This window comes from Halobacillus karajensis (assembly GCF_900108515.1).
Classification (GTDB): Bacteria; Bacillota; Bacilli; order Bacillales; family Halobacillaceae; genus Halobacillus; species Halobacillus karajensis.
Genome location: NZ_FNWW01000001.1, coordinates 753,771 through 777,914, shown reverse-complemented (window position 1 = coordinate 777,914; position 24,144 = coordinate 753,771). Strand labels below are relative to the sequence as shown.

The window sequence follows — 24,144 nt, the reverse complement described above, 5'->3', positions numbered from 1 at the left end:
AAAAGAAACTGTCGTCCTCCTGTTCTTAGTTATCCAGTATTCTAAACCAGGAGGGGTGTTTGGTAAACCAGCCATTCCCATCGTCTGTTGTTCCTAAACCTCTCCATTACTTTTGAAAATTTAAGGGAGAATTGTGCCGCCAAGGAACCGGTGTCATTCATTAAATCTTCGTAGTCTTCGTGTAGCATTTCCCGGATCAGCCATCTTCCCCAGATATCATGGCCGGTACCGCCTTCCCTTATTGGAATCCCCCTAGAGATAACATCAAGCTTTTTACTTAATGAACGGTCCGTGTTACGACTGGGTAAATGGACAGATAAGGTCGTGTTTTTACCTTCTAAGCTGTTTTAATAGTGTACAAAAGTTCTGCTTTGAATGGCGTGTGTGGAAGGTTTTGTATATGGGGCAATTAAATGACCCAAGTTGGGAGGATTTTTAATGCGAACTATTTTTTCTTACACTTTTCCTTATAAACGATCTCGCTGTTTCTAATGTTAATTGAATTGACTGTTGAGCTTGTACAGCCATTGCTTATGGCTAAGATTATTGATGATGGTATTTTAGCCGGGGATTTTTATGTTGTCCTCACTTGGGGAGGAGGTCTTTTGGGATTATCCCTCCTGGCCTTTACAGCAGGCGTGACAAACTCCTTTTTTGCTGCCGATCTTAGCCAGGGAGTCGGGTACGATCTTAGGAAAGAGTTATTTACAAGCGTGCAGAAGTTTTCAGATCATCATTTTCGTCATCTGCCTACTCCGAGTCTTGTTACAAGGATCACAAACGATGTCATTCAAATACAAAATTTATTGTTTATGTTTGTGAGAATTGGACTGAGGGCTCCCCTTTTTATCATGTTCGCCCTAGTGATGGTCTTTACGATTGATGTGCAGCTTGCCTTGATCTTACTAGGGAGTGTCCCTGTTTTCCTGCTTTTTTTATATTTTATTCTCACAAAAGGGGTTCAGTGGTTTAAGGGAGTCCAACAGAGGCTGGATGCTCTTAACACAATCATTCGTGAAAATTTATCAGGGATTCGCTTAATCAAAGGGTTTAATAGAAAGAGCTATGAAGAAAAGAGATTCCATCAGGCTAATAAGTCCTTGGTGCACCAGAACAAAAAAGCACTTTGGTTAATGGAAGTCGCTATGCCTGTCGTTATGTTTGGAATGAATATCGTAATTCTCATTATTCTATTCATTGGTGCCCAAATGTTGAACAGCGCAGCCGTAGAAGCTGGTGAACTTGTGGCCATGGTAAATTATGCGACGCGTATTCTATTTACTTTTTCTGTATTTACATTTTTAATTATGGTCATTTCCCGAGGCCAGGCATCTGCTTCAAGAATTGAGGATGTCCTCTCACAACAAAACTCTCAAGAGACACAGGGCAAGAGCGAAACTCTGAAAGGGAACGTCCGGTTTTCTGGCATTTCATTTAAACAGGGAGAGCAGACCGTTTTACAAGACATCACTTTTCAGGTGGAGGCCGGGAAAACCGTTGGCATTATTGGGGAAACGGGGGCTGGTAAGACTTCCTTACTTAACTTAATCCCTCGTTTGTATGAAAAAAATGGAGGTCAGCTCTTTTTGGATGAAGAGGAAATAGAAAATCTTGATGTGAAAAATGTGAGAGGACAAATAAGTCTCGTCCCTCAGGAAGTTCACCTTTTTTCAGGAACAGTCCGAGAAAATATTGGCTGGGGGAAGAAGGGGGCAAGTCTACAGGAAATAGAGGAGGCAACAAAGCAGGCCCAAATCCATGATTTTATTGCTTCCCTGCCAAATGGTTATGATACGGAAATAGGACAAAAGGGAATTGTGTTTTCGGGGGGGCAGAAGCAGCGTCTCTCCATTGCCCGTGCCCTTATTCGTAAGCCCAGCATTCTAATTTTGGATGATAGTACAAGTGCCCTTGATGCCCATACAGAGGAGCGATTATTAGAAACACTTGAGGAACAATCGTGCACGGTATTTATCGTGGCGCAAAAAGTGAGTTCCATCCAAAATGCCGATGTGATCCTTTTCCTGCATAACGGTCAAATCAAGGCTCAAGGGACACACGAGAATTTACTCAGACAAAATGAGGATTACGCGGAAATTCACCGTTCGCAACAAGAAGGGGTGATGGCATGAAGGGAAAGAATCAACCTAAAATCGGGCACCATCACGTGATTGGGGCAAACCCTCCTAAAATAGACAATATAGGAGGAACGCTACTAAGAATATGGCGTTATATGACAGAACAAAAGATCACTTTCACTTTAGTTATGGTCGCCATTCTCATCAGTTCGTCATTATCCTTGTTAGGTCCATACCTGCTTGGCTTAACAGTCGACTTGGTTATTGAAAGCTATCAGCTCGAAACATTAATGGGGATGATTGGAGTTTTGTTTGCCGTTTATTTGTTTCATTCTATCTTCCTTTGGCTGCAAAACTACTGGATGATCGGGATTGCTCAACATGCCGTTCAATTCATGAGGTCGCATCTGTTTTCCCACATGCAGCTTCTCCCTGTGCCGTTTTTCCAAAAAACCCCTCAGGGAGAACTCATGAGCAGGCTTACAAATGATATAGAGAATGTCAGTCGTACTCTTAATACAGCTGTTGTTCAGTTTTTTACTAGTTTACTCACGATCATCGGGACAGTGGTCATAATGCTTTGGTTAAGCCCTGTTTTAACTTTGTTGACACTAACCATTGTTCCGGTTATGTATTTTGGGATGAAATGGATTACCCGTCGTACAGGTCCTTATTTTAAAAAGCAGCAACGTGACCTTGGTGAGATGAATGGGTATGTGGAGGAAATGTTCTCAGGCCAGCCCATTATTAAAATGTTTTCAAAGGAAGAAGATGTCATTCACGAATTTGAGGGGAAAAATAAGGATTTGAGACAATCCGGCTACTATGCACAAGTATACACGGGTTTTATTCCAAAGCTTATGAACATGTTGAACAATGCTAGCTTTGCGATTATTGTCGGAGCTGGGGGGTTACTTGCTTTGAACGGGTTTGTATCTATAGGGGGGATCGTAACTTTCACTACATATTCCCGTCAGTTCACTCGTCCATTAAACGATCTTGCCAACCAGTTGAATATGATTCTCTCTGCGGTTGCCGGAGCGGAAAGAGTCTTCCAGGTCATCGATGAAAAGGAAGAACAAGAAGATGATCAATCAGCGAAAGCGGTGGATGGAATTCGAGGAGAGATCACTTTTGAAAATGTTGATTTTTCCTATGAAGAAGAACAGACGACCCTTTCAAATATTCATTTTACTGTAGAGGCAGGTCAAACGGTAGCTCTCGTTGGGCCTACAGGTGCTGGTAAAACTACGATTATATCTTTACTTTCCAGGTTCTATGATCCGGACTCAGGTCGAATCTTAATGGATGGCATCGATATGAAGGAAATATCAAGAGATAATCTGAGAAGTCAGATGGGCGTCGTGTTGCAAGATGCCACTATGTTTAACACAACTATCCGTGAAAATATTCGTTATGGTCGATTAGATGCTTCTGATGCAGATGTAGAGAAAGCGGCTAAGTCTGCGCGTGCCCATGATTTTATTACTCGCCTGCCAGGAGGGTATGACACGGTACTTGATTCAGATGGAAAAGGGGTAAGTCATGGACAAAGGCAGTTGTTGTCGATTGCGCGAGCAATGATTGCCGATCCTTCGTTCCTTATCTTAGATGAAGCCACCAGTAGTATAGATACAGTGACAGAAATGAAAATTAATGCAGGCCTGGCGGAATTAATGAAAGGCAGAACCAGTTTTGTTATTGCCCACCGGCTTCATACGATACGATCAGCAGACCTTATACTAGTAATGCAAGATGGGAAAATTATAGAAAAAGGTAATCACCGGTCCTTAATGGAGAAAGAAGGGCAGTATGCCAGTTTAATTTTAGCCCAATCCACGGATAACACAGGGTAAGAGCAAATGCTGTGGTATGTTGCACACCTCCACATTTGTCCCGGCATAGGATAAAGAAAAAAGGAGGGAGACAATGTCTCAAGTGCAAAGATATCCTCATTGGACCGATTTACCTTATGCAGGTGAACAGAGACCTCCACAAATGAATGAGGGAGTCGAATTCGAGTCAGGTAAATGGAAAACTTACTTTATTAAACACAGCCAAAGGCATGGATTTAAAAAATTAGATGGACGTCCGATCCGCTTAGCCATAAAAGATCCCCAATCCATTGATTGGAACAGGGAATTACAGTTGGTTAAAAAGGCACAGACCAACTTGACAGCTGAACAAAAGAAAATGGCCGTATATTGGGGGGAAGGGCCTCCTTCTAAACAATGGACTCCCATCGTTGACCGTCTTATTGATACTTATCATGTGGAAGCACCAAGGGCTGCCCGGATCTTAGGGGCGGTTTTCAGTGGCATGAATGATGCATTCGTTGTGTGTTGGTCATTGAAATACAAATGGCTTGTTCCCCGACCTAATCAATTGGACCCTAACTTTTCAACGGTCATTTGTACACCAAAACATCCTTCTTACCCTTCCGGCCATGCGACGATTTCTGGGGCAGCAGAAGCTATACTCAGCTATTTCTTCCCTGCAGAAAGAAGAAAAATAAAGGAATTAGCTGAGGAAAATGCGATTTCCAGATTATATGCAGGTGTACACTATCCTGTTGATAATGATGAAGGGCTCCGGTTGGGAAGACAGATCGGCAGAATCGTTGTAGATGAATTGAAAAAAGACCATGTTAATGGCCATACGCTGGATCAGCCTTTCATCGAATATCGAAACGCGAACGTCTATCCAGAAGATTATCGTCAGGCCATCCCCTTCCGTTTTGAACATCAATGCAACTCTTTGCTTCTGAATGAAGATTCAATGGAAGAATCTACTTCTTACACCGAGTGGATTGACCCCAAATTATTTTACTAATCGACCAAAAGGGCCTCTATCAACAGCGTAAGCGATCGTAGAGGTTTTTTGGTTTCTGTATGTTGGATGAAAAAAAAGATGGGGCAGAGCATTCTTTTCTTTCATCCAGCATAATCGGTAAAAAAGTAGACAAGTTTTCATCGCCTCTTCGCATATAAATGAATAAACAGACTTAGGAGGGGTATGTGTGGATGCTTGGATATTGTCAGCCCGGAAAGCAGGGATGCTTCTAGGTGCCATTATAATTGCTTTTGCCGCTTATTTTATCGGGAGCTTTTTTTGGAAAGGGGCAATCGCTACCTCAACAGCTCCTGTCAATGGGGAGCCGAGAGTCATCAACATGGTCACAGGAGAGTTTAAGGCTGAGACATCTGATGGCAAGCAAATCGAAGCCTATCGATGGGATCCTGGAACGATTTTTGTGGAAAAAGGTGAGCCCTTCAAGCTGAGCGTATATGGGGTGAATGGAAAGGAACATCCGTTTTATATTGAAGGCACAGATGTCAAAGGTGTGGTCGAGCAAGGGAAAGAGACAGTCCTTGACCTTCAATTTGAAAAGGAGGGCATCTATCGCCTGATCTGCACAACCCATGCGGATATTCAATCGAATGGACCAATGATCGCTTATATTGTTGTAGATTAAATCCAAAAGTGGGCGAGGGAATCGCCCTTTTTTAATGATCTCAACTTAAGGAAGGAGGGCTTTGTGTAAAACAACCATATCTATCCCTCGGATCCCATTCTCATAAAAGGGGTCAGGATAACGTAAGAAAAAGTCTTTATAAATTTTATGAAAGCGAAAGCCAGATTTCTGGTAAAAAGCTAAGTTTGCAATGCTTGAATTGGACGTTCCGACGATCATATCTGTATACCCTTTAGAACAAAAGAGTTGGGATGCCGTTTGGATGACTTGCGTTCCCAATCCTTTTCCTCTGTATGCTTCTTGAATGGCCATGTTTTTAATTTCCACGGTCGTCTCTTCGGGATAAATAAATAAACAGATACCGACCTGATCTTGATTATAATGGATCGCGTATAAATCTCCTTCATTTATATAATCTTCAATAACCTTTTCTGACTCATCCGCTAATAGCAGATCCTTCATATAGATGCGTCGGTCTGCAACTTCTACTAGCTTTATATGGCTCATCATAACTCCTCCAATGATCCGGGTATTATCGTAAGGATGTGGTTATGATAACATAAGGTTAGTGTCTTCTTTTCAGAAATTGGTCATTTTTCTGAAAAGAATTTGGGGAGAAGTGGGCGCTCTCCGCGGAATGAATCGGTTATTCCCATTTCCCCGTACACAATGAACAAGAGAAACGAATGGAACTTCTCCCGAGCTGAGGAGCGTTACAAAAGGAGTAGTGGATGATGGACCAACAAGAAAAGATTTATGACTTAATTGGCATAGGCATCGGCCCGTTCAATTTAAGTTTGGCAGCCTTGCTTGATGAAATAGATGGAGTGGAACCATTATTTTTTGAACAAAAGGAAGGGTTTGACTGGCATCCGGGAATGTTAATTGAAGGAACAAAAATGCAAGTCCCTTTTATTGCAGACTTGGTTACAATGGCTGATCCGACAAATCCGTACAGTTTTCTAAATTACATCAGCAAGAATGAACGGATGTATCAGTTTTATTTTCTACAGCGTCTTGATATTCCCCGGAGAGAATACAATGATTACTGTCAATGGGTAGCGAAGCAGCTGGATAGCTGCCAATTTGGTCAAAGAGTGACAAATATCCGACATTATAAGGATAATAAGGAACTCTTTGAAGTGGAAGTGACACATATGAACAGTGGAGAGGTGGAGGTTTACTGTACGAAAAATTTAGTAATGGGAACTGGTAGTGTTCCCGTCATGCCACAATCTTTCCGAAATGCTTCTTCAGAGGACGTCTTTCACACCGCAGATTTCCTCTCGAATAGGGATCGTTGCCGTAAAGCGGATTCGATAACCGTTGTGGGCTCTGGACAAAGTGCTGCGGAGGCTTTCCGTGAGCTTTTAAGAGAACAGCGTGATTGTGGCTACCAACTCGACTGGATCACACGTTCCGCGGGTTTTGAGTCAATGGAGGAATCCAAATTAAGCCTTGAGCATTTTTCACCGGATTATGTGAATTATTTTTATCAGCTTCCCCAACACCAAAAAGATGAAATTTTCGCAAGTCAAGGGTTATATTACAAAGGAATCAGCAATCATACCATCAATGATATATACAACCTGCTCTATGAATATTCAGTCGGGCGTGAAGAGTTGAATATAGGATTGCAAGTATTAAGTGAAGTGAAAGAGATCCGCCCTAAAGTGGAGGGGGGATATGAATTAGAATGTTATCACTATCAGAAGGGAGAAACATTTACCCATCATAGTGATCTCGTTATTGCCGCTACTGGATATAAACCATATGTTCCTGATTTTGTACATCATTTGGCAGATTTCCTAGAATGGGATGAAAAAGGCAGATACAAAGTGACGAAAGATTATCGACTTGTGAAAACGAAAGAGACAGCGAATGAAATTTATGTTCATAGTGGCATCTCACACACTCATGGTGTTGGGTCGACCAACCTAGGGTTGTCGATCCATAGGAATAAGGTCATTATTAATCATCTTACTGGACGCGAAGTATTCCCTATAAATGAAAAAAACATTTTCCAATCTTTCAACGTATAAAAGAAAAGCTCAGGCTCCTGCTAATCGGCCTGAGCTTTTCTTCGTCTTTCTAGTGATAAAGGGGAGGTTTTCCCATATAGTGTTGATAATGTGCATAAAATTGTGCATATGTGAATAAGAACGAGGTAATATGATAGACCTGCCCGGTTATCCACATGTGGATAACCGGGCAGGTCTCTTTTACTCTTTAGAACCTATATGACCGCGGTGTTCATACCTTTGGCAATGGAAATCTATAAAATATATAAATTATGAGGTGAATCTATTGACATCTGAAGTCTCAGGGTTAATAATATTGTAAATATACAGATTAAATAATAAATATACATGAGGTGGGTCCAGAGTGAAGGCAGGGATCGTAGGTGCGACCGGGTATGGAGGAATTGAGTTACTCCGCCTATTAAACAATCATCCACAAATTACATCGATAACCTTATATTCATCCTCTCAGGCTGGAGAGAAATTTGAAGATATTTATCCTCAATTTCAAGGGGAGCAAACTCATATATTACAAGATTTAGTACCGGATATGATGAAAGAGGACCTTGATGTCATTTTCCTTGCGACGCCTGCAGGAGTATCCAGTCAATTGACGCCAAAGTTACAGGGTGGTCATGCAAAAATCATTGATCTATCCGGAGATCTGAGAATAAAAGACGCATCATTGTATGAACAATGGTACAACAAAGGTGCAGCTTCAAATGAAGTACTGGAAAAAGCGGTCTACGGGTTACCGGAATGGAATAAAGAACGGATTCAAGACGCGGATGTGATTGCGAATCCAGGTTGTTTTCCAACAGCTGCGTTACTCGGCCTAGGTCCATTAGTAAAAGAGGGCCTGGTAAAAGCAGACTCCATAATCGTCGATGCGAAATCCGGGGTTTCCGGCGCGGGTAAAAACCCAAATCCGCTGACCCATTTTGCTCACGCCCAAGAAAATTTCCAAATCTATAAAGTGAATCGGCATCAGCATATCCCTGAAATTGAGCAGCAGCTATCTGAGTGGTACTCAGATATCGACCCTGTTACCTTTTCCACTCATTTAGTACCGATGACACGTGGAATCATGGCAACGATTTATGTGCAACTAAATAAGAACCTGACAGAAGATGAGTTGAGAAACACGTTTGAGCGCTATTATACAACGGAACCTTTTGTTCGAGTTCGAGAAGAGGGAAGTTTTCCGTGTACGAAGGATGTGTACGGATCAAATTATTGCGATATCGGATTAACGATTGATACCCGTACGAAACGGGTTACCATTGTAAGTGTTATTGATAATCTATTAAAAGGGGCAGCTAGTCAAGCTGTGCAAAATATGAATCTAATATTCCAATATGAGGAGAAGACAGGGCTTTCTCCATTGCCTGTTTATCCATAATGAAGAGAGGGAGAGATGGTTTGATACAAGCGAAGCACACACAATCCATTGAAAAAGTGACGGATGGTTCCATTTTGACGCCGAAGGGATATAAGGCAGGTGGAATTCACAGCGGACTAAGGTATCGAAAAAAAGACTTCGCTCTACTTATGAGTGAAACACCGGCTTCTGTTGCTGCTGTCTACACTCAAAGCCATTTCCAAGCCCCACCTCTTCAGGTGACTCAGGAAAGTATTGCGGGACAAGGGAAAATACAGAGTGTTGTTATTAACAGTGCGGTCGCGAACGCGTGTACAGGTGAAGAAGGTCTGTCCAATGCCTATGAGATGAGAGGAATGGTAGCGACACGATTTCACATCCCTGACGAATATGTAGCCATTGCATCTACAGGGGTGATTGGTGAACAGCTTCCAATGGATAAAATAGCTTACGGTTGCGAGACGGTCGAAGCTACAGAAGATGGCAATCAGGATTTCCAACAAGCTATTTTAACAACAGATACCTGCCAAAAATCTGCCTGTTACCAGGTCCAAGTGGATGGAAAGACTGTATCCATCGGCGGGGCAGCGAAAGGATCGGGGATGATTCACCCGAACATGGCCACCATGCTGGGCTTTATTACAACAGATGCAACGATCGACTCGGATGCTTTACAAAAGGCTTTGAGTCCTTCTATCGAAAAGTCATTCAACCAAATTACGGTGGATGGAGAAACATCGACCAATGATATGGTGCTGACACTCGCTAATGGCGCAGTTGAACATGCAACATTGACGGAAGATCATCCGGATTGGGATGCTTTCCAAACGGCCCTTCAGCTCGTTTGTGAGGATTTAGCCAAGCAAATCGCCAAAGATGGTGAAGGGGCAACCAAACTGATTGAAGTGGAGGTTACAGGTGCCCGTACAGATGAAGAAGCGCGAATGATTGGCAAGAAAGTCGTCGGGTCAAGCCTCGTAAAAACAGCTGTCTATGGATTAGATGCAAACTGGGGCAGAATTGTTGGAGCTATCGGCCATAGTGAAGCTGAAGTCGATCCATCTCGTTGTGATATTTATATTGAAGATCAGCTTGTCTTCAGCCACGGTACCCCTTGTCCATTTTCCGAAGAACAAGCAACCGAAGATTTGGATAATGAAAAAGTGAAATTTTTCATTCATCTTGATGAAGGGGATGGAGAAGGAACGGCATGGGGGTGCGATTTAACTTATGATTACGTCAAAATCAACGCAAGCTACAGAACCTAAACCCATCCTTGTCGTTAAACTTGGCGGTAGTATGCTGGATCAACTGACAGAAGCTTTTTATGAAAGTTTTATTGAGCTTCAGAAACAATACCGCTGTATCATCGTCCACGGAGGTGGACCAGCAATTACCAAGCTGCTCAATAAGCTGAGTATAGAGGGTGAATTTCATAACGGTTTACGTAAAACGAACCTTGAAACGATGGAAGTCGTGGAAATGGTTCTTGGGGGATCAGTCAGCAGCCAAATCACAGGAAACCTCACAAAACAAGGTATTAAAGCGGTAGGGGTGAAAGGATCAGAAGCCTCCTTACTGCAGGCCGATTATCTGGATAAAGAGAACTTGGGTTTTGTAGGGAAAGTTCTTGAAGTCGATGCTACAGTTCTACATCAGCTTCTTGATCAAGGGTATTTTCCTGTTGTTGCTCCCGTTGGCAAAACACTAGATCATGAAACTGTCAATATTAATGCAGATGTAGCTGCAGGCGCTATAGCTCGTTCGGTGGGGGCGGAGAAACTCCTCTTCGTAACGGATGTCCCTGGTATTCTTTTTGATAATGAGGTGATGGAGGAGACTACACCAGCGGAAATTGAACAGCTGATTGAAAAGGGAACCATCTATGGTGGAATGATTCCTAAAGTTCATTCAGCCATTACGGCTCTCTCCGATCATTTACAGGAAGTTAGGATTGTGAGTGGTGAACAACCGTTGATGGAAGATGGCTCGTTAAGTGGCACATCTATTAGAGGTAAGAGAAAGGAGAAGGTAGAGTGAGTTTATTTCCTACGTATAATCGCTTCCCTCTTACAATCGTATCGGGAAAGGGAACAACCGTCACCGATGACCAAGGGAAAGATTATTTAGACTTTGTATCAGGAATCGCAGTTTGTAACCTTGGTCATCGTCCTGTAGAGGTCCAAAAAGCGATTGAAAATCAATTGGATCAAGTATGGCATGTATCCAATCTTTATCAGATCCCTGTGCAGGAACAAGCAGCTAAACGGTTAAGTGAGGCAGCAGGATTAGATTATGTCTTTTTCTGTAACAGTGGAGCAGAAGCGAATGAAGCAGCAATCAAGCTCGCCCGGAAACATACAGGGAGAGAAAAAATTATTACATTCAAACAGTCTTTCCATGGTCGAACGTTTGCTACGATGAGTGCAACGGGTCAGGAGAAAATTCAGGAGGGATTTGGGGCATTACTTCCGACCTTTGAATATTTTCCTTACAACGATGTCCAACAGATCGAGGAAGTACACGACGGTCATGTGGCGGCCATTATGGTTGAAGTTATCCAGGGAGAGGGAGGGGTCGTTCCAGGTACCCGAGAATTCTTGCAAGCAGTCCAGGAGAAATGTGAGGAATTAGGAGCCCTTTTAATCATTGATGAAGTTCAGACCGGGATCGGCCGGACAGGGAAAGCTTTCGCCTACCAACACTATGGGCTCGATCCGGATATCGTAACATCTGCGAAAGGGTTAGGGAGTGGATTCCCCGTCGGTGCGATGATTGGAAAGAAAGGGTTAGAGGATTCTTTTGCGGCTGGCTCTCACGGCTCCACTTTCGGTGGGAATCCATTGGCGTCTGCAGCTGTCAACGCGACATTGGAAAAGGTCCTCAACCCGATGTTTTTAGAAGAAGTGATTGAGAAAGGGAATCATTTTAAAAAACAATTGGAAAGTGCCTTGGCACACTTCCAAAGTGTTGAGGAAGTGCGTGGACAAGGTTTAATAGTAGGGGTGTCTACCTCCGGCGAAGCCATTCAATTGGTTCACACTCTAAGGGAAAACGGATTATTAGCTGTCATCGCCGGACCAAACGTATTAAGACTCCTGCCACCGTTAACCGTCGAGTATGAGGAGTTGGACAAGTCTGTCGCACTTATTACTGAAGCTATTCAGATATATGAAGATCGTCTACAAAAAGTATAAAAATTGTATAGGCGGTGACATTCACAAATCGTGATAAGCACTGCCTTTTTCAGATATTAAATGTATAAAAATGCGAATTTTATAATAAATATTCATTTATTGGGGTGATTTTATGAACGGGTACCTATGTTTACAAGACGGAACTACATTCAAAGGCAAAGCATCAGAATCGTTCAATAAGCCTATCCAGGGAGAGATTGTTTTCTTTACCGGGATGACCGGCTACCAGGAAGTATTAACAGATCCTTCTTATAAAGGGCAAATTGTTGTATTTACGTATCCTCTGATTGGAAATTACGGCATTAATCAGACGGATGGGGAGAGTGACGAAATTCAAGTGAGTGGGGTGATTATGTTTCAATGTGAAGAAAACCCTTCTCATTTTCAATCATGTCAATCTCTAGGAGATTACTTGAATGAAAACCATGTTCCTTTTTTGACAGGTGTAGATACTAGAGAAGTGACCAAAGCCATTCGTGCGGAGGGGACACAGCAAGCCGCTATTTCCACGAAGCCGGATTATATATTCCAAACAGCAGACAGTCACCAAATTGATAAAGTCAAAGGCGAATCGATTACTACGTATGGCGAGGAAGGTGAGATGCACGTTGCCCTGATTGACTTTGGTTGGAAACGCTCGATTTTAAATGCCCTGTTAGAACATAACCTTCGTGTTTCGGTCGTTCCCTTCTCAGAATTAGAAACGTTGGACCAGCTGGAACCAGATGCTGTGGTCTTGTCCAATGGACCGGGGGACCCGAAAGATACAACAGACTCCCTTCCATCTATCAAAAATGTTTTGGATAAGTATCCTAGTTTTGGGATTTGTATGGGGCATCAAGTGATCGCTCTTGCATATGGAGCGGATACAACAAAGCTGACATTTGGTCACAGAGGTGCGAATCATCCCGTAAAGGATGTCATCACAGGTAAAGTATTTCTATCCTCACAAAACCACAATTATGTGGTCAAAGAAGAAAGCCTTGAGAATACACCGCTTGCGAAAAGGTTTTATAACGTTAATGACGGGTCTGTAGAAGGACTGATGCATGATTCGAAGCTGATTCTATCCGCTCAGTTCCATCCGGAAGCCCATCCAGGGCCAAAAGATGCGGAATGGTTGTTCCATGATTTTATTAAACTGGTAAAGAAAAAAGGGGTGAAGGCACATGTCTCGTAAAGTTATAGTCATTGGATCAGGACCCATTATGATTGGCCAGGCGGCAGAATTTGACTACTCGGGGACTCAGGGATGTCTCGCCCTGAAAGAAGAAGGATGTGAAGTGATCCTCGTTAATAATAACCCCGCCACAATCATGACAGATCATGATATTGCAGATACGGTTTATTGCGAACCGTTAACCGTAGCAAGCTTAACTAAAATCATAGATTTAGAGAGACCAGATGCCTTGTTGGCAGGGCTTGGAGGGCAGACAGCTCTCAATCTAGCGGTTGAATTAGAAAAAGAAAGCGTCCTACAGAAATATGGAGTGGAGTTATTAGGAACAAGCGTTTACTCCATTCAACAAGGGGAAGACCGAGAGTTGTTTCGCAGCTTAATGAATGAACTATCCCAACCCGTACCTGAGAGCGAAGTTATTACAACACTAAGACAGGCGAAGACGTTTGCTGATCAGGTTGGGTATCCCATTATTAGCCGACCTGCCTATACACTAGGGGGACGCGGTGGTGGAATCGTTCACAGCGAAGCTGAACTAGAAGAATTGATATCTACAGGTTTGAAGGCTAGTCCGATCCACCAGGTCATTGTCGAAAAGAGTATCGCCGGGTTTAAAGAAATTGAGTATGAAATCATGCGGGACCAGAATGGTACGTGTATTTCCGTCTGTAACATGGAGAATTTTGATCCCGTCGGCGTCCATACAGGGGATTCCATCGTTGTGGCCCCTTCTCAAACTTTGTCAGACAACGATTACCAAATGCTGCGAACAGCTGCCTTTACAATTGTTTCCGAATTGGATGTTATCGGAGGGTGTAATGTGCAATTTGCCCTTGATACAGAGAGCCGTCAATATTACGTGATTGAGGTCAATCCAAGAGTCAGCCGTTCTTCTGCGCTTGCTTCCAAAGCAACCGGTTACCCTATTGCGAAGATGGCTACAAAAGTGGCACTTGGCTACTCTCTAGATCAACTTGAAAATCCACTGACCGGCCATACGTATGCTAGTTTTGAGCCTGCCCTTGATTATGTTGTCGTTAAATTTCCGCGCTGGCCATTTGACAAATTTTCAGAGGCAGACCGAGAGCTTGGAACAAAAATGAGAGCCACAGGTGAAGTGATGGCTATTGACCGCACATTAGAAGGAGCTTTTCAAAAAGCAGTCCAATCATTGGATACGAAAATTCCAACATTAGATGAACCGTGGGGACACCTGGAAAAAACGACAGATCTGCGTTACTTTGCTATTCTCCATCTCTTGCGAAAAGGAGAAAGTGTGGAAACTATACAAAAGCAAACGAAAATCGATGCTTTCTTTTTACAGGTAATGAAGAACATCGTTGATTTAGAAGAAAAGCTGAGAGAAGAACCGCTTGATGAAACATTGCTGCGCCAAGTGAAAGTGAATGGATTTTCTGACAAGCAGGTGGCTGATCTAACGGGATTATCTGAAAATGAGATAAAGAAAAAGAGAAAGAGCTTTGAGGTTAAGCGTCAGTTCAAATTGGTGGATACATGTGCAGCTGAGTTTGAAGCGGCAACCAATTATGTGTACAGCACATTTGCAGGGACTAATGAGGTGATACCTTTACAAGGAGAGAAAAAAGCATTGATTCTAGGTTCCGGGCCGATTCGAATTGGCCAGGGAGTGGAATTTGATTATAGTGCGGTTAAAGCCATTCAGAGTCTGCAGAAACAAGGCTGGACTACGATTATGGTGAACAATAACCCAGAAACCGTCAGTACTGATTATGAAACGGCAGATCGCTTATATTTCGAACCCATACAAAAAGAAATTATTTCATCTATTGTTCATCATGAACAAGTGGATCTTGTCTTCACACAGTTTGGTGGCCAAACAGCCATAAATTTAGCGGAAGAATTGGAAGCGTCAGGGATTCCGCTTGCTGGAGTTCAAACAGATGTGTTAGATGCTCTAGAAGATCGAGATAAATTTTATGCAGCCTTAAACGAACGGGGAATCCCATACGTATCCGGATCGACCTGTCATACAAAGAAAGAAGCTTTAGAAGCTGCTGAAGATTACTCCTTTCCCATTCTTTGCCGTCCGTCTTATGTCATCGGCGGCCAAGGGATGGTCATCGTAAAAGATTTGAAGGAATTGAAAAAAGCATTACAAGCTACGGATGATCGTCATTATCCAATTATGCTTGATCCTTTTATACAAGGTACAGAAGTTGAAGTAGACCTCGTGGCTGATGGGGAAAACTGTTTTCTGCCTGAGATTATTGAACATATAGAACCAGGCGGTGTGCATTCAGGGGACAGTATGGCGATATTCCCATCCACCCTTTTTGAAGAAATGAAGCAGACGATTCACTCGTACAGCCGTGAAATCGTTCACCACTTTGATTATAAGGGAATCATGAACATTCAATTTTTATTAAGTGGTGAGGACGTTTATGTCCTTGAAGTGAATCCGAGAGCAAGCCGAACGGTGCCGATTGTAAGTAAAGTGGCTAATGTGCCCCTTGTTGATTTGGCTGTCCGCATTCTAGCTGGTGATGAACTTAATCTACAAGGAATTCCGAAGCCGGAAATTCAGAGCACCGCTGTAAAATATCCTGTCTTCTCTTCATACGCCCTGACAGAAGTGGACCATAAGCTCGGCCCAAATATGAAGTCAACAGGAGAGGGAATGTGTCTGGGAGAGACAGTGGATGAAGCCTTACGGAAGGTTTTCTCTCATTTACCAAACGCTCAAAAGATAAAAGACTCCTGTTATATAGAAGGCGACACAAAGCTGTCGACCGATTTGAATTTTGAGGACTGGGTGAAGATAGAAGAAGCTTCGATCTATGTGAATGATCAATCAAGCGAATCGGCTACGAAACGACGTATCCAAGCAATCAAAAATGGGTTGACTGTTTTCACTGAACGAGCAACGTTTGAAGCGTATTTACAATCGTTAGCCTGTGAGGACTTCTTCCCTGCCCCGCTTCCGGGAAATAAACGTGAAGGAGTGCGATCTTAATGAATTTGATGGAACAAATACATGCAGCTGATCATTCGATGCAAGGAAAAAATGTACTGACATGGTTGGATTATACGCAAGGAGAGGTTTCTCAACTGTTAGCTCAAGCTCAGTATGTGAAAGAAAACCCATATTCCCAATCACTGAAAAGCAAAAATTTGGCGATGATATTCGAAAAATCCTCGACTCGTACTCGTGTTTCGTTCGAGGTTGGAATGGAACAGATGGGAGGTCATGCGCTTTATTTGAATTCAAGGGACATTCAAATCGGCCGTGGGGAAACGATCGCAGATACAGCTCGTGTTCTGTCCGGTTATGTCGATGCGATTATGTTCAGAACGACTTCCCATGAGAAGCTGCATGAACTCGCTATTCATGCTACCGTACCTGTGATTAACGGTCTGTGTGATATGTACCATCCTTGCCAAGCACTTGCTGATATTTTCACAATATTAGAATTGAAGGGGCGTCTTGGTGGTGTGAAAGTGGTATATATCGGTGATGGAAATAATGTCGCTCATTCTTTAATGATTCTAGCGGCGATGATGGGGATGGAAATGGTGATCTCAGCCCCAGAAGGGTATCAGCCAGACCCGGCCATTACCGAAAAAGCAAAAAATCTAGCCAAACTTCATGGAGGGGCAGTTATTTTAGAAAATAACCCAGAACAGGCAGTGGTCGATGCTGATGTTATTTATACAGACGTTTGGACGAGTATGGGACAGGAGGAAGAGGCTGAGGAGCGCTTGAAGGATTTTGAAGGGTATCAAGTGAACGCACTATTATTGAAGGGCGCGAAGACGGATGTTTCTTTCTTACATTGCCTCCCCGCCCATCGAGGTGAGGAAGTTACTGCCGATGTAATTGATGGGGATCATTCGGTTGTGTTTCAACAAGCGGAGAATCGTATGCATGTACAAAAGGCAATTTTACAAGCAGTTATTGGATGGAAGTGAATTCTGAGCATATTTTGGCAGGAACAAATAATAGGATATAGGAATGGAACCTGATCTAAATTAAAGACACAAAGAAAAGGTCGAAAGGCTGCGAATTTCATCGAACACTCAATTTTCACAAGGAATTTTAGGATCAACGTGGAAGTAATTTAAAGAGAGTATTCAAAATCAAAAGGAGTGGCCGTCAATGAGTGAGCAATTGACAACCGCTGTGGAGCCCAAGGTTGTTCGTAAGGCTAATTTCAAAGTGGTCGGGGTCTCTTGTCAAACGGTGATGGAGGAACGGGAAGTCAAAATTCCTCGGTTGATGGAACAGTTCCACACAACAAAATTGCCAACAGTTAGAAACAGAATCAACGCCCCTTGCTCTATCGGAATGTTCGTCGATCCACCCAACTGGAATGAGATGACCGACGCGTTTTATTGGATTGCTGCTGTAGAGGTCGATAGTTTCGAAAAGATCCCGACAGACATGATTACGAAAACTATTCCCGCTCATACGTATGCCATGCTGGAATACGACCCCTCTGTTCATGATTTTAATCCTTACCATTATCTTCATGAGTGGATGAAGGAAAATGAATACCAGCAATTGGATGGTTTTGGATTTGAAGAATACCATCCATACACGGGTTCCGAAACGAGTTATCGTTTGTTCCTTCCAATTAAATAATAGAGGAAAAGCAAGGAGGGCTCGAAAGGGTGCCTTGCTTTTTTTATGGATTGCTGCGGAATGTGCTACTGATCCCCCTTCTTTGTAAAGGTTAAAGGAAGGAGATACGCATGAACGTTTTGATTGATTTATTATTTTATTAAATTTATCTTTTACCATCGGCTGGTTTATTGGCGTTTCAGCTTTCTATGACTGGATTTCAGTCTATATTTATACTCGTACCTGTAGGTGCCATTCTTTTAGGGGGCTATTCATTCGGACTTCTAAAAAATATAAGCGCTTATAAGAGGAGAGTTGTACTCTCTTAAATCTATTCGGGAGATTTCGGCTCATTTTTTTTGATGGAGTAGGACAGTTTTGTGTCCTATCCCCAGAACTCTACCAGCGTGGATGTTTTACAGAATAAACGATAACCCAAAGTAAAGGACAGATGCGAAGGAAGCGGCAATAAGCGCTGGTTTCAACTTAAACCGCGCATACTTGACGGGATTTAGATTTAAAATTCCGGCAGTCGTATTCGTATCATCACTTAAGGGCGAAGCAAACGCACCGAATGTCCCGCTTGCGAATACAGCACCAATGACAACAGGGAGGGAGCTCCCGGCTACGGTGGCGATTGAAACACCCACAGGCATAAGGATTCCCCATGTTCCCCAGGCGGAACCTATAAAATAAGAAAGCCCGCACCCAACTATGAATATAATGACAGCCACAAATCCAGCTGGAATCCAGTCGAAGGAAGTAGAAATCACATCTGCAAATTCTAGTGCTTCGGATCCGCTGCTCAATCCCCACACCATGGCAAGAAGAACGATGACGCTCATCATTTCATTTCCACCATCTACAAGGGTGTTCATCATTTTTCTTAATTTTTCATTTCTAAATTTCAAATAAACGACGAACCCGACTAGTGTTAAAACAACGGCAAGTACCATAGCATCCAGGACATTCGCGTTGATTAATGCACTAAACCCTGTTTCTCCTTCCCGGATCCCAACCATATACATAAGGAAAAATGTGAGAGCAATGACACTGATCAAAGGAATGATCAGGTGCCATGGTTGGGCCGGAAGGTTTTTTGTAACCGCTGGATGACAATCTTCCCATTGGCTGTCGTCATCCTTTTTTTCCTGATCCAAGTTTTCCGCATCTTTTGCAGGTTTTTTGTTTTTATGAAAAAAACTCATGTAAAAGCCGACGATGAGCATGGAGAAGGCGAAAAAGTTGAAAGGAATACTATTGATGTACAAAGAATAGGCGTCCCCGTCTGTATTCGCCTGCTGCAGGGAGAGTTCAATAACAGACGTCATATATCCAACAAAAGCAGTAGCGATTGGAATCAAAACCACCAGAGGAGAAGCTGTTGTTTCGATAACGAATCCAAGTTCTTGCTTCGTCATTGGGATGTTCCTTCTTAGTGCTTTCATGACAGGTCCAATTGTAACAATTCGAAAGCTTGGTGCACTGAATGTCCCTAATGAAGAAAGCCAGGTAAGAATAAAAGCTCCTCGCTTGTGGTCGATTCGCTCCGTTGCTTCTTTTACGAAACCTTTAATCCCCCCGGACATTTTCACAAGTCCAATTAAGGCAGAAAAAGCGTATAAAAAAAGGATAATTTTTAAGTTGGCTTCATCCCTCAGCCCCTCAATGATGAAACCTAATGCTGTCATCATTCCACCGAGCCAATGAGGGTCTATAATATATCCAGCGACTACGACGGCAAATAACAAGCTCGGGATGACCTGTTTCGTCCAGATAGCCGCAATGATAACAACAATGAAAGGAACAACTGAAATCCAACCCATAATCCCATACCTCGCTTTTTTGTGTGCTTCTTTTATAATGTGTGTGTTTGGACAGGATATTCTTTTTATGCAAAAAAGGAGTATGAGCGTAAAAAACGAATATAAGGGGATAGAACTTTTTACATAGGAGGGTGCGTATGGCTTTTATGAACCAGACCGTGACTATTAGTAAACCTTTGGAAGATGTGTTTACGACGGCTACAAACTTTACAATCAGTCCTGAAATTATGGATACAGTTGTGGCTGTTGACATCTTGAGTGAAGGACCTGTGAAAGAAGGGTACAGGTTTCAAGAAACGCGGGAAATCAGGGGAAGAAAAGCACGCTCAATCATTGAAGTCACAGACTTCGATCCGAATAGGAAATATTCTGTGCGCAGTTACCAGCATGGGTTAGATTTGCGTTATCATTATCAATTTGTTCAAACTTCAGAAGGAACAAGGATTGACTTTCAAGGAGAACTTTATACAGAGGGACTCCGAAATAAGTTAATGAAGCCGCTGATCACATTAATCATTAAAAAGGAAGACAAGGACCACCTTGAGCATTTGAAGAAGTTTATCGAAACTTCTTCGTAATGGTGATATAATAAATTTAAGCTATGGATCATGTATGAAAGGCCTCTCCATTATCCAATATGGGAAGAGGTCTATTTTTTATATATTTAAGGACACTATTACTTATCAATGATTTATTCAACTAAATGAAGGATAGTGGAAGACTTGATTTACGATGAACGTGGTTTGTTACCCTAGGACATCAGGGATGACTGGGACGTCCTGTATAGGGGATTTATATGAAATTATTAGCGTCAATGGTGCATGAATAAAGAAAAATATGTAATACGGAAAGGGTCGATTTTAGATGACTGAAAAAGAGCAATCGTGGTTGAAGGAGTTATCCTCTTCAACGAAAAAGGCATGGGAAAAGTCCGGATATGACACCTTAACTGAAGTACAAGGACAAGCTATTCCATTTATACTTCAGGGTACAGACGTGGTAGCAGAGGCCCCGACCGGAAGCGGGAAAACGCTCGCTTATTTGCTGCCATTAATTGAAAAAGTAGAGACCGAGAAGAAAAACACTCAGATATTAATCATGGCCTCTTCTCATGAATTAGTCATGCAAATATATCATGAGGTGCAACTTTGGACAAAAGACAGCGGAATTACCAGTATGACGATGATCGGCGGGGCAAATATTAAGCGCCAGATGGACAAGCTGAAAAAGAAACCGCATATCGTTGTCGGCACCCCTGGACGTGTATATGAATTAATGCAAAAGAAGAAATTGAAAGCCCATGAAATTAAAGCAGTTGTGATGGATGAGGCTGATCAATTGTTAGTACCAGAACACCTGCATACGGTGGAAAATGTGTTGAAGAGTACCATGAGGGATACCCAGATTCTGTTATTTTCAGCAACGTTACCTGATGAAGTCATTGCTGTTGCTCAAACATTCATGGATGAGGAAGCAGAAGTTATTCGAGTTTCGGAGGAATCAAAGAAACCAGACGTCACCCATACCTATATCGTTTGTGAAGATAGGGATAAAGTCGAAACATTAAGGAAATTAGCAAGAATGAAGGGATTTAAAGGTCTTGCGTTTATGCAGGATATCGCCAAGCTTAATATCATGGCGGAGAAATTGACTTATAAACATTTAGATATCGGCCTGTTGCACAGTGATGCGAAGAAAGAACAAAGAGCAAAGGCGATTAAGGAATTCAGACAAGGAGAGTACCCTTTATTACTGGCGACAGACGTTGCGGCAAGAGGGTTGGATATTAAAGAAATCAATCATATTGTCAATTTGGATGTGCCGAAAGACATGACATCCTATATCCACCGCGCTGGGAGAACAGGGCGAATCGGTTCCCAAGAAGGAACGGTCGTATCTTTGGTGAATCCTGTGGAAGAAAAAAGGTTGAAGAAGTTTGCACGTGATTTGGAAGTGCCTTTAGAGGAAAATGTTATATATAAAGGAAACCTCCGACATGCCCGTAAATAATAGCTGATACTTGCCTTTGAAGCCCTGGCGTGGAATACTGGAAGAGAGTACATCTTACTTGATACAAGGAGAGAATCATCATGATTAAAAAGCTAATTCTCTTTCTTGCCGCCTTGTTTGTGATCATTATCATCGGGACACCCGTTTCTGCCCAGGATCTGTGGAAAGAAGGTCCGCGGGAGTCCTATGAAAAGGTTTCGCAACATGTCCAGGGCTGGGTGGAGAATACAGATATAAAGAATGAATTTCAAAACTTTGCTGTCGACCTTGATTCCTTTTTCGAAACCTTGGAAGGAATTGAATGGAAGTATCCTGATCAGTCATCTGAAGAACAAAGCGATGCAGGGAATCAAGAAGAACAAGTGTCTGAGGGAGCCCTAGGGGATTATGAACTGAAAGAGTTTGAGGAGGAAGTTGTCTCGCTTGTAAATGAAGAAAGAAAAGAGCGGGGGCTTGCGCCTTTAGAAACGCATCATCGCTTAAGTGCACTTGCAAATGTCAAGTCACAGGATATGTCAGACAAACGTTATTTCAGTCATACTTCACCAACGTATGGTTCACCTTTTGATATGATGGATGAGTTTGACTTTCGTTACCGGACAGCGGGCGAGAACATTGCAGCCGGACAACGCACGCCAGAGGAAGTGGTTGAAGGGTGGATGAACAGTGAAGGTCATAGGAAAAACATCCTTCATGAAGATTTCACTCACATTGGTGTAGGGTATATTGAAGGTTCAGGTCCCTACAAGAGATATTGGACACAATTATTCATGACCCCTCGTTAACAAATAGAAGAATGAAATAAGCCGGATTCTAAAGGAAAAAGAATCCGGCTTATTTATTTTTGATTAGAAAATGTAAAGGTGAATCATTTAGGTCTTCTTAACGAAGGAGTACCTTAGTTTCTTCATGCCCCCCTAAGACAACCGCGCTTACTAGGATGCTTAGTAAAAATAATTTCGTACCGAAGCCTTAAAATGAAGAAAATGGAATTAATTGTCGGAATGATGGTATAATTTTATCGTTACAAACATTATTTTTTAGTTCATTTCTCTTATTCTCAACAAGAAAGAAGTGTGAAAAATGAATCCCATTCACTCCATAACGAATCACCCCACATTCCTTAAAAATATATGTAACCACTTGAGTGACGCAGTGGCTATCATTCAAAAAAAGGATCGTGAATTTCAGTTTACCTATATGAATCCAACTATGAGAAAAGTTTATGGTAACCTCGAAGGTACCCCTTTAAATGAATGGGGGTGTAAAGGCAAATTAGATCAATTAAAAAAGACCTTTATTCGGGCAGATAAACGTCCAGATAAACTAGTCGAAGGCGAGAACGGTTCCTCAGTCTCACCTTTTGGAATCGCTTATGGGATTCAGTCGATCCAGCAAGGAATGACCTATTTTTTATATATTAAAATGGAAGCAGCTCAAGTGATAGAACTACTGAAATACAAAGAACAAGAGCTAGCAGAGAGCGAAAGCCGATATCAAACCTTAGTAGAAACTTCGCCTGATGCTGTTTTTCTACATGATGAAGAGGATCGTATCATTTATGTGAATCAGTCTGGAATCCAGCTGCTTGGGGCGACAGGAGCTAATGAGTTACTCGGAAAGGATGTAAAATCGTTTGTATACAATGAATCGAACGATGATGTTCGTCATCGTTTGGAAATGCTTTTGTCAGGCGGGTTTGTCCAAGGGCCGCTCGAGCGTCAGTTTCAGAGGCTTGATGGATCAATCATCGAAGTTGAAGTACATGGAGGATTAGTTAAATATCAGCAGGGCAAGGCTGTTCAAACTATTTGCCGGAACATCACAGATCGAAAGCGCCAGCAGAATCAATTGGAGTATATGGCCTATTATGATCAATTGACTAAAGTCCCTAATAGGCGGTACTTTTTTAAAGCATTGAGTGATGAACTGACATGGGGGAAAAAGCATGGCACAATGTTTGCTTTACTATTTTTTGATTTGGATAACTTTAAACAGATTAATGACCGATTTGGACATCAAATTGGTGATGAACTGCTTGTGATTTTCACCGAACGACTTGGCAAAGGTTTGAGAGAAACGGATCTTCTCTCTCGATTTGGTGGAGATGAATTTATTATTCTATTAAGTAACTTATCAAACTCAGATCCCCCTAGGCAAGTGGCTTCCCGGCTGCTTAATCGGGTATTGCAGCCTATTCATCTGCAAGGGTATAACATCGAAATGAGTGTTTCAATCGGAGTCTCCATTTTTCCGGAACATGGAATAAACCAAGATGAACTTCTTAGTAGAGCAGACCGTGCACTTTATCAAGCAAAAAAGAGAGGGAAAAGCTGTGTTTCCGTCTATTCTTATGAAATGATATGAAAGGGG

The 24,144-nt window shown here is 42.3% G+C and carries 19 protein-coding genes; 17 read left to right on the top strand and 2 right to left on the bottom strand.

From position 1 onward, the window contains the following. The first annotated feature begins 476 nt into the window (after window positions 1–476). The 4 genes from BLW54_RS03625 to BLW54_RS03610 all read left to right on the top strand — a co-directional run bounded on the left by BLW54_RS03625 (window position 477) and on the right by BLW54_RS03610 (window position 5,553). Complete coding sequence (locus BLW54_RS03625) at window positions 477–2,132, top strand: ABC transporter ATP-binding protein (RefSeq protein ID WP_439330194.1); 1,656 nt, start codon at window positions 477–479, stop codon at window positions 2,130–2,132. Continuing rightward, window positions 2,129–3,934, top strand: a complete 1,806-nt coding sequence (locus BLW54_RS03620; RefSeq protein ID WP_074733275.1) for an ABC transporter ATP-binding protein — start codon at window positions 2,129–2,131, stop codon at window positions 3,932–3,934. The genes BLW54_RS03625 and BLW54_RS03620 overlap by 4 nt, the downstream gene beginning before the upstream one ends. A 73-nt stretch (window positions 3,935–4,007) precedes the next feature. Then, complete coding sequence (locus BLW54_RS03615) at window positions 4,008–4,910, top strand: vanadium-dependent haloperoxidase (protein ID WP_074733274.1); 903 nt, start codon at window positions 4,008–4,010, stop codon at window positions 4,908–4,910. Window positions 4,911–5,097: 187 nt separating this feature from the next. Next, window positions 5,098–5,553: a cupredoxin domain-containing protein gene (locus tag BLW54_RS03610; RefSeq protein ID WP_083391469.1), complete on the top strand. Its 456-nt coding sequence runs from the start codon at window positions 5,098–5,100 to the stop codon at window positions 5,551–5,553. Between the two features lie 45 nt (window positions 5,554–5,598). Here the strand turns inward: BLW54_RS03610 and BLW54_RS03605 are convergent, their stop codons facing one another. Then, window positions 5,599–6,063: a GNAT family N-acetyltransferase gene (locus BLW54_RS03605; protein ID WP_244153469.1), complete on the bottom strand. Its 465-nt coding sequence runs from the start codon at window positions 6,061–6,063 to the stop codon at window positions 5,599–5,601. Between the two features lie 221 nt (window positions 6,064–6,284). On the opposite strand from BLW54_RS03605, the gene BLW54_RS03600 reads away from it, so the two are divergent. The 9 genes from BLW54_RS03600 to BLW54_RS03560 all read left to right on the top strand — a co-directional run bounded on the left by BLW54_RS03600 (window position 6,285) and on the right by BLW54_RS03560 (window position 17,956). After that, window positions 6,285–7,595, top strand: coding sequence for a lysine N(6)-hydroxylase/L-ornithine N(5)-oxygenase family protein (locus BLW54_RS03600; RefSeq protein ID WP_244153468.1), 1,311 nt, complete (start codon window positions 6,285–6,287; stop codon window positions 7,593–7,595). 343 nt (window positions 7,596–7,938) lie between these two features. Beyond that, window positions 7,939–8,976, top strand: a complete 1,038-nt coding sequence (argC, locus tag BLW54_RS03595; RefSeq protein ID WP_074733271.1) for an N-acetyl-gamma-glutamyl-phosphate reductase — start codon at window positions 7,939–7,941, stop codon at window positions 8,974–8,976. A 20-nt stretch (window positions 8,977–8,996) separates the two neighbouring features. After that, on the top strand, window positions 8,997–10,223 hold the full coding sequence (gene argJ / locus BLW54_RS03590; protein WP_074733388.1) for a bifunctional ornithine acetyltransferase/N-acetylglutamate synthase: 1,227 nt from the start codon (window positions 8,997–8,999) through the stop codon (window positions 10,221–10,223). Then, on the top strand, window positions 10,186–10,995 hold the full coding sequence (gene argB / locus BLW54_RS03585) for an acetylglutamate kinase (RefSeq protein WP_074733270.1): 810 nt from the start codon (window positions 10,186–10,188) through the stop codon (window positions 10,993–10,995). The genes argJ and argB overlap by 38 nt, the downstream gene beginning before the upstream one ends. Beyond that, window positions 10,992–12,152 carry an acetylornithine transaminase gene (gene argD, locus BLW54_RS03580; RefSeq protein ID WP_074733269.1) on the top strand — a complete coding sequence of 387 codons (1,161 nt, stop codon included), beginning with the start codon at window positions 10,992–10,994 and terminating at the stop codon, window positions 12,150–12,152. The genes argB and argD overlap by 4 nt, the downstream gene beginning before the upstream one ends. A 112-nt stretch (window positions 12,153–12,264) precedes the next feature. Further along, entirely contained in the window at window positions 12,265–13,332 is a 1,068-nt protein-coding gene (locus BLW54_RS03575) for a carbamoyl phosphate synthase small subunit (protein WP_074733268.1), read from the top strand. Then, on the top strand, window positions 13,322–16,327 hold the full coding sequence (gene carB, locus BLW54_RS03570) for a carbamoyl-phosphate synthase (glutamine-hydrolyzing) large subunit (protein WP_074733267.1): 3,006 nt from the start codon (window positions 13,322–13,324) through the stop codon (window positions 16,325–16,327). Before BLW54_RS03575 ends, carB begins: the two co-directional genes overlap by 11 nt. Continuing rightward, entirely contained in the window at window positions 16,327–17,283 is a 957-nt protein-coding gene (gene argF / locus BLW54_RS03565) for an ornithine carbamoyltransferase (protein WP_208598912.1), read from the top strand. Before carB ends, argF begins: the two co-directional genes overlap by 1 nt. A 187-nt stretch (window positions 17,284–17,470) precedes the next feature. After that, the gene (locus BLW54_RS03560; protein WP_074733266.1) at window positions 17,471–17,956 is read left to right on the top strand and encodes a GyrI-like domain-containing protein; all 486 of its coding nucleotides are present in this window, start codon (window positions 17,471–17,473) and stop codon (window positions 17,954–17,956) included. A gap of 395 nt (window positions 17,957–18,351) precedes the next feature. Here the strand turns inward: BLW54_RS03560 and BLW54_RS03555 are convergent, their stop codons facing one another. Next, on the bottom strand, window positions 18,352–19,761 hold the full coding sequence (locus tag BLW54_RS03555) for a Na+/H+ antiporter NhaC family protein (protein WP_074733265.1): 1,410 nt from the start codon (window positions 19,759–19,761) through the stop codon (window positions 18,352–18,354). Between the two features lie 137 nt (window positions 19,762–19,898). Here BLW54_RS03555 and BLW54_RS03550 point away from each other — a divergent pair, with 137 nt between their 5' ends. From BLW54_RS03550 to BLW54_RS03535, 4 genes are all read left to right on the top strand, one after another. Continuing rightward, window positions 19,899–20,339: an SRPBCC family protein gene (locus tag BLW54_RS03550; protein ID WP_074733264.1), complete on the top strand. Its 441-nt coding sequence runs from the start codon at window positions 19,899–19,901 to the stop codon at window positions 20,337–20,339. A 286-nt stretch (window positions 20,340–20,625) separates the two neighbouring features. Further along, window positions 20,626–21,771 (top strand): DEAD/DEAH box helicase, encoded by a 1,146-nt coding sequence (locus BLW54_RS03545; RefSeq protein WP_074733263.1) that lies wholly within the window; start codon window positions 20,626–20,628, stop codon window positions 21,769–21,771. Between the two features lie 80 nt (window positions 21,772–21,851). Beyond that, window positions 21,852–22,556, top strand: coding sequence for a CAP domain-containing protein (locus BLW54_RS03540; RefSeq protein WP_074733262.1), 705 nt, complete (start codon window positions 21,852–21,854; stop codon window positions 22,554–22,556). A gap of 370 nt (window positions 22,557–22,926) precedes the next feature. Next, window positions 22,927–24,138, top strand: coding sequence for a diguanylate cyclase domain-containing protein (locus BLW54_RS03535; RefSeq protein ID WP_167358782.1), 1,212 nt, complete (start codon window positions 22,927–22,929; stop codon window positions 24,136–24,138). Window positions 24,139–24,144 lie beyond the last annotated feature (6 nt).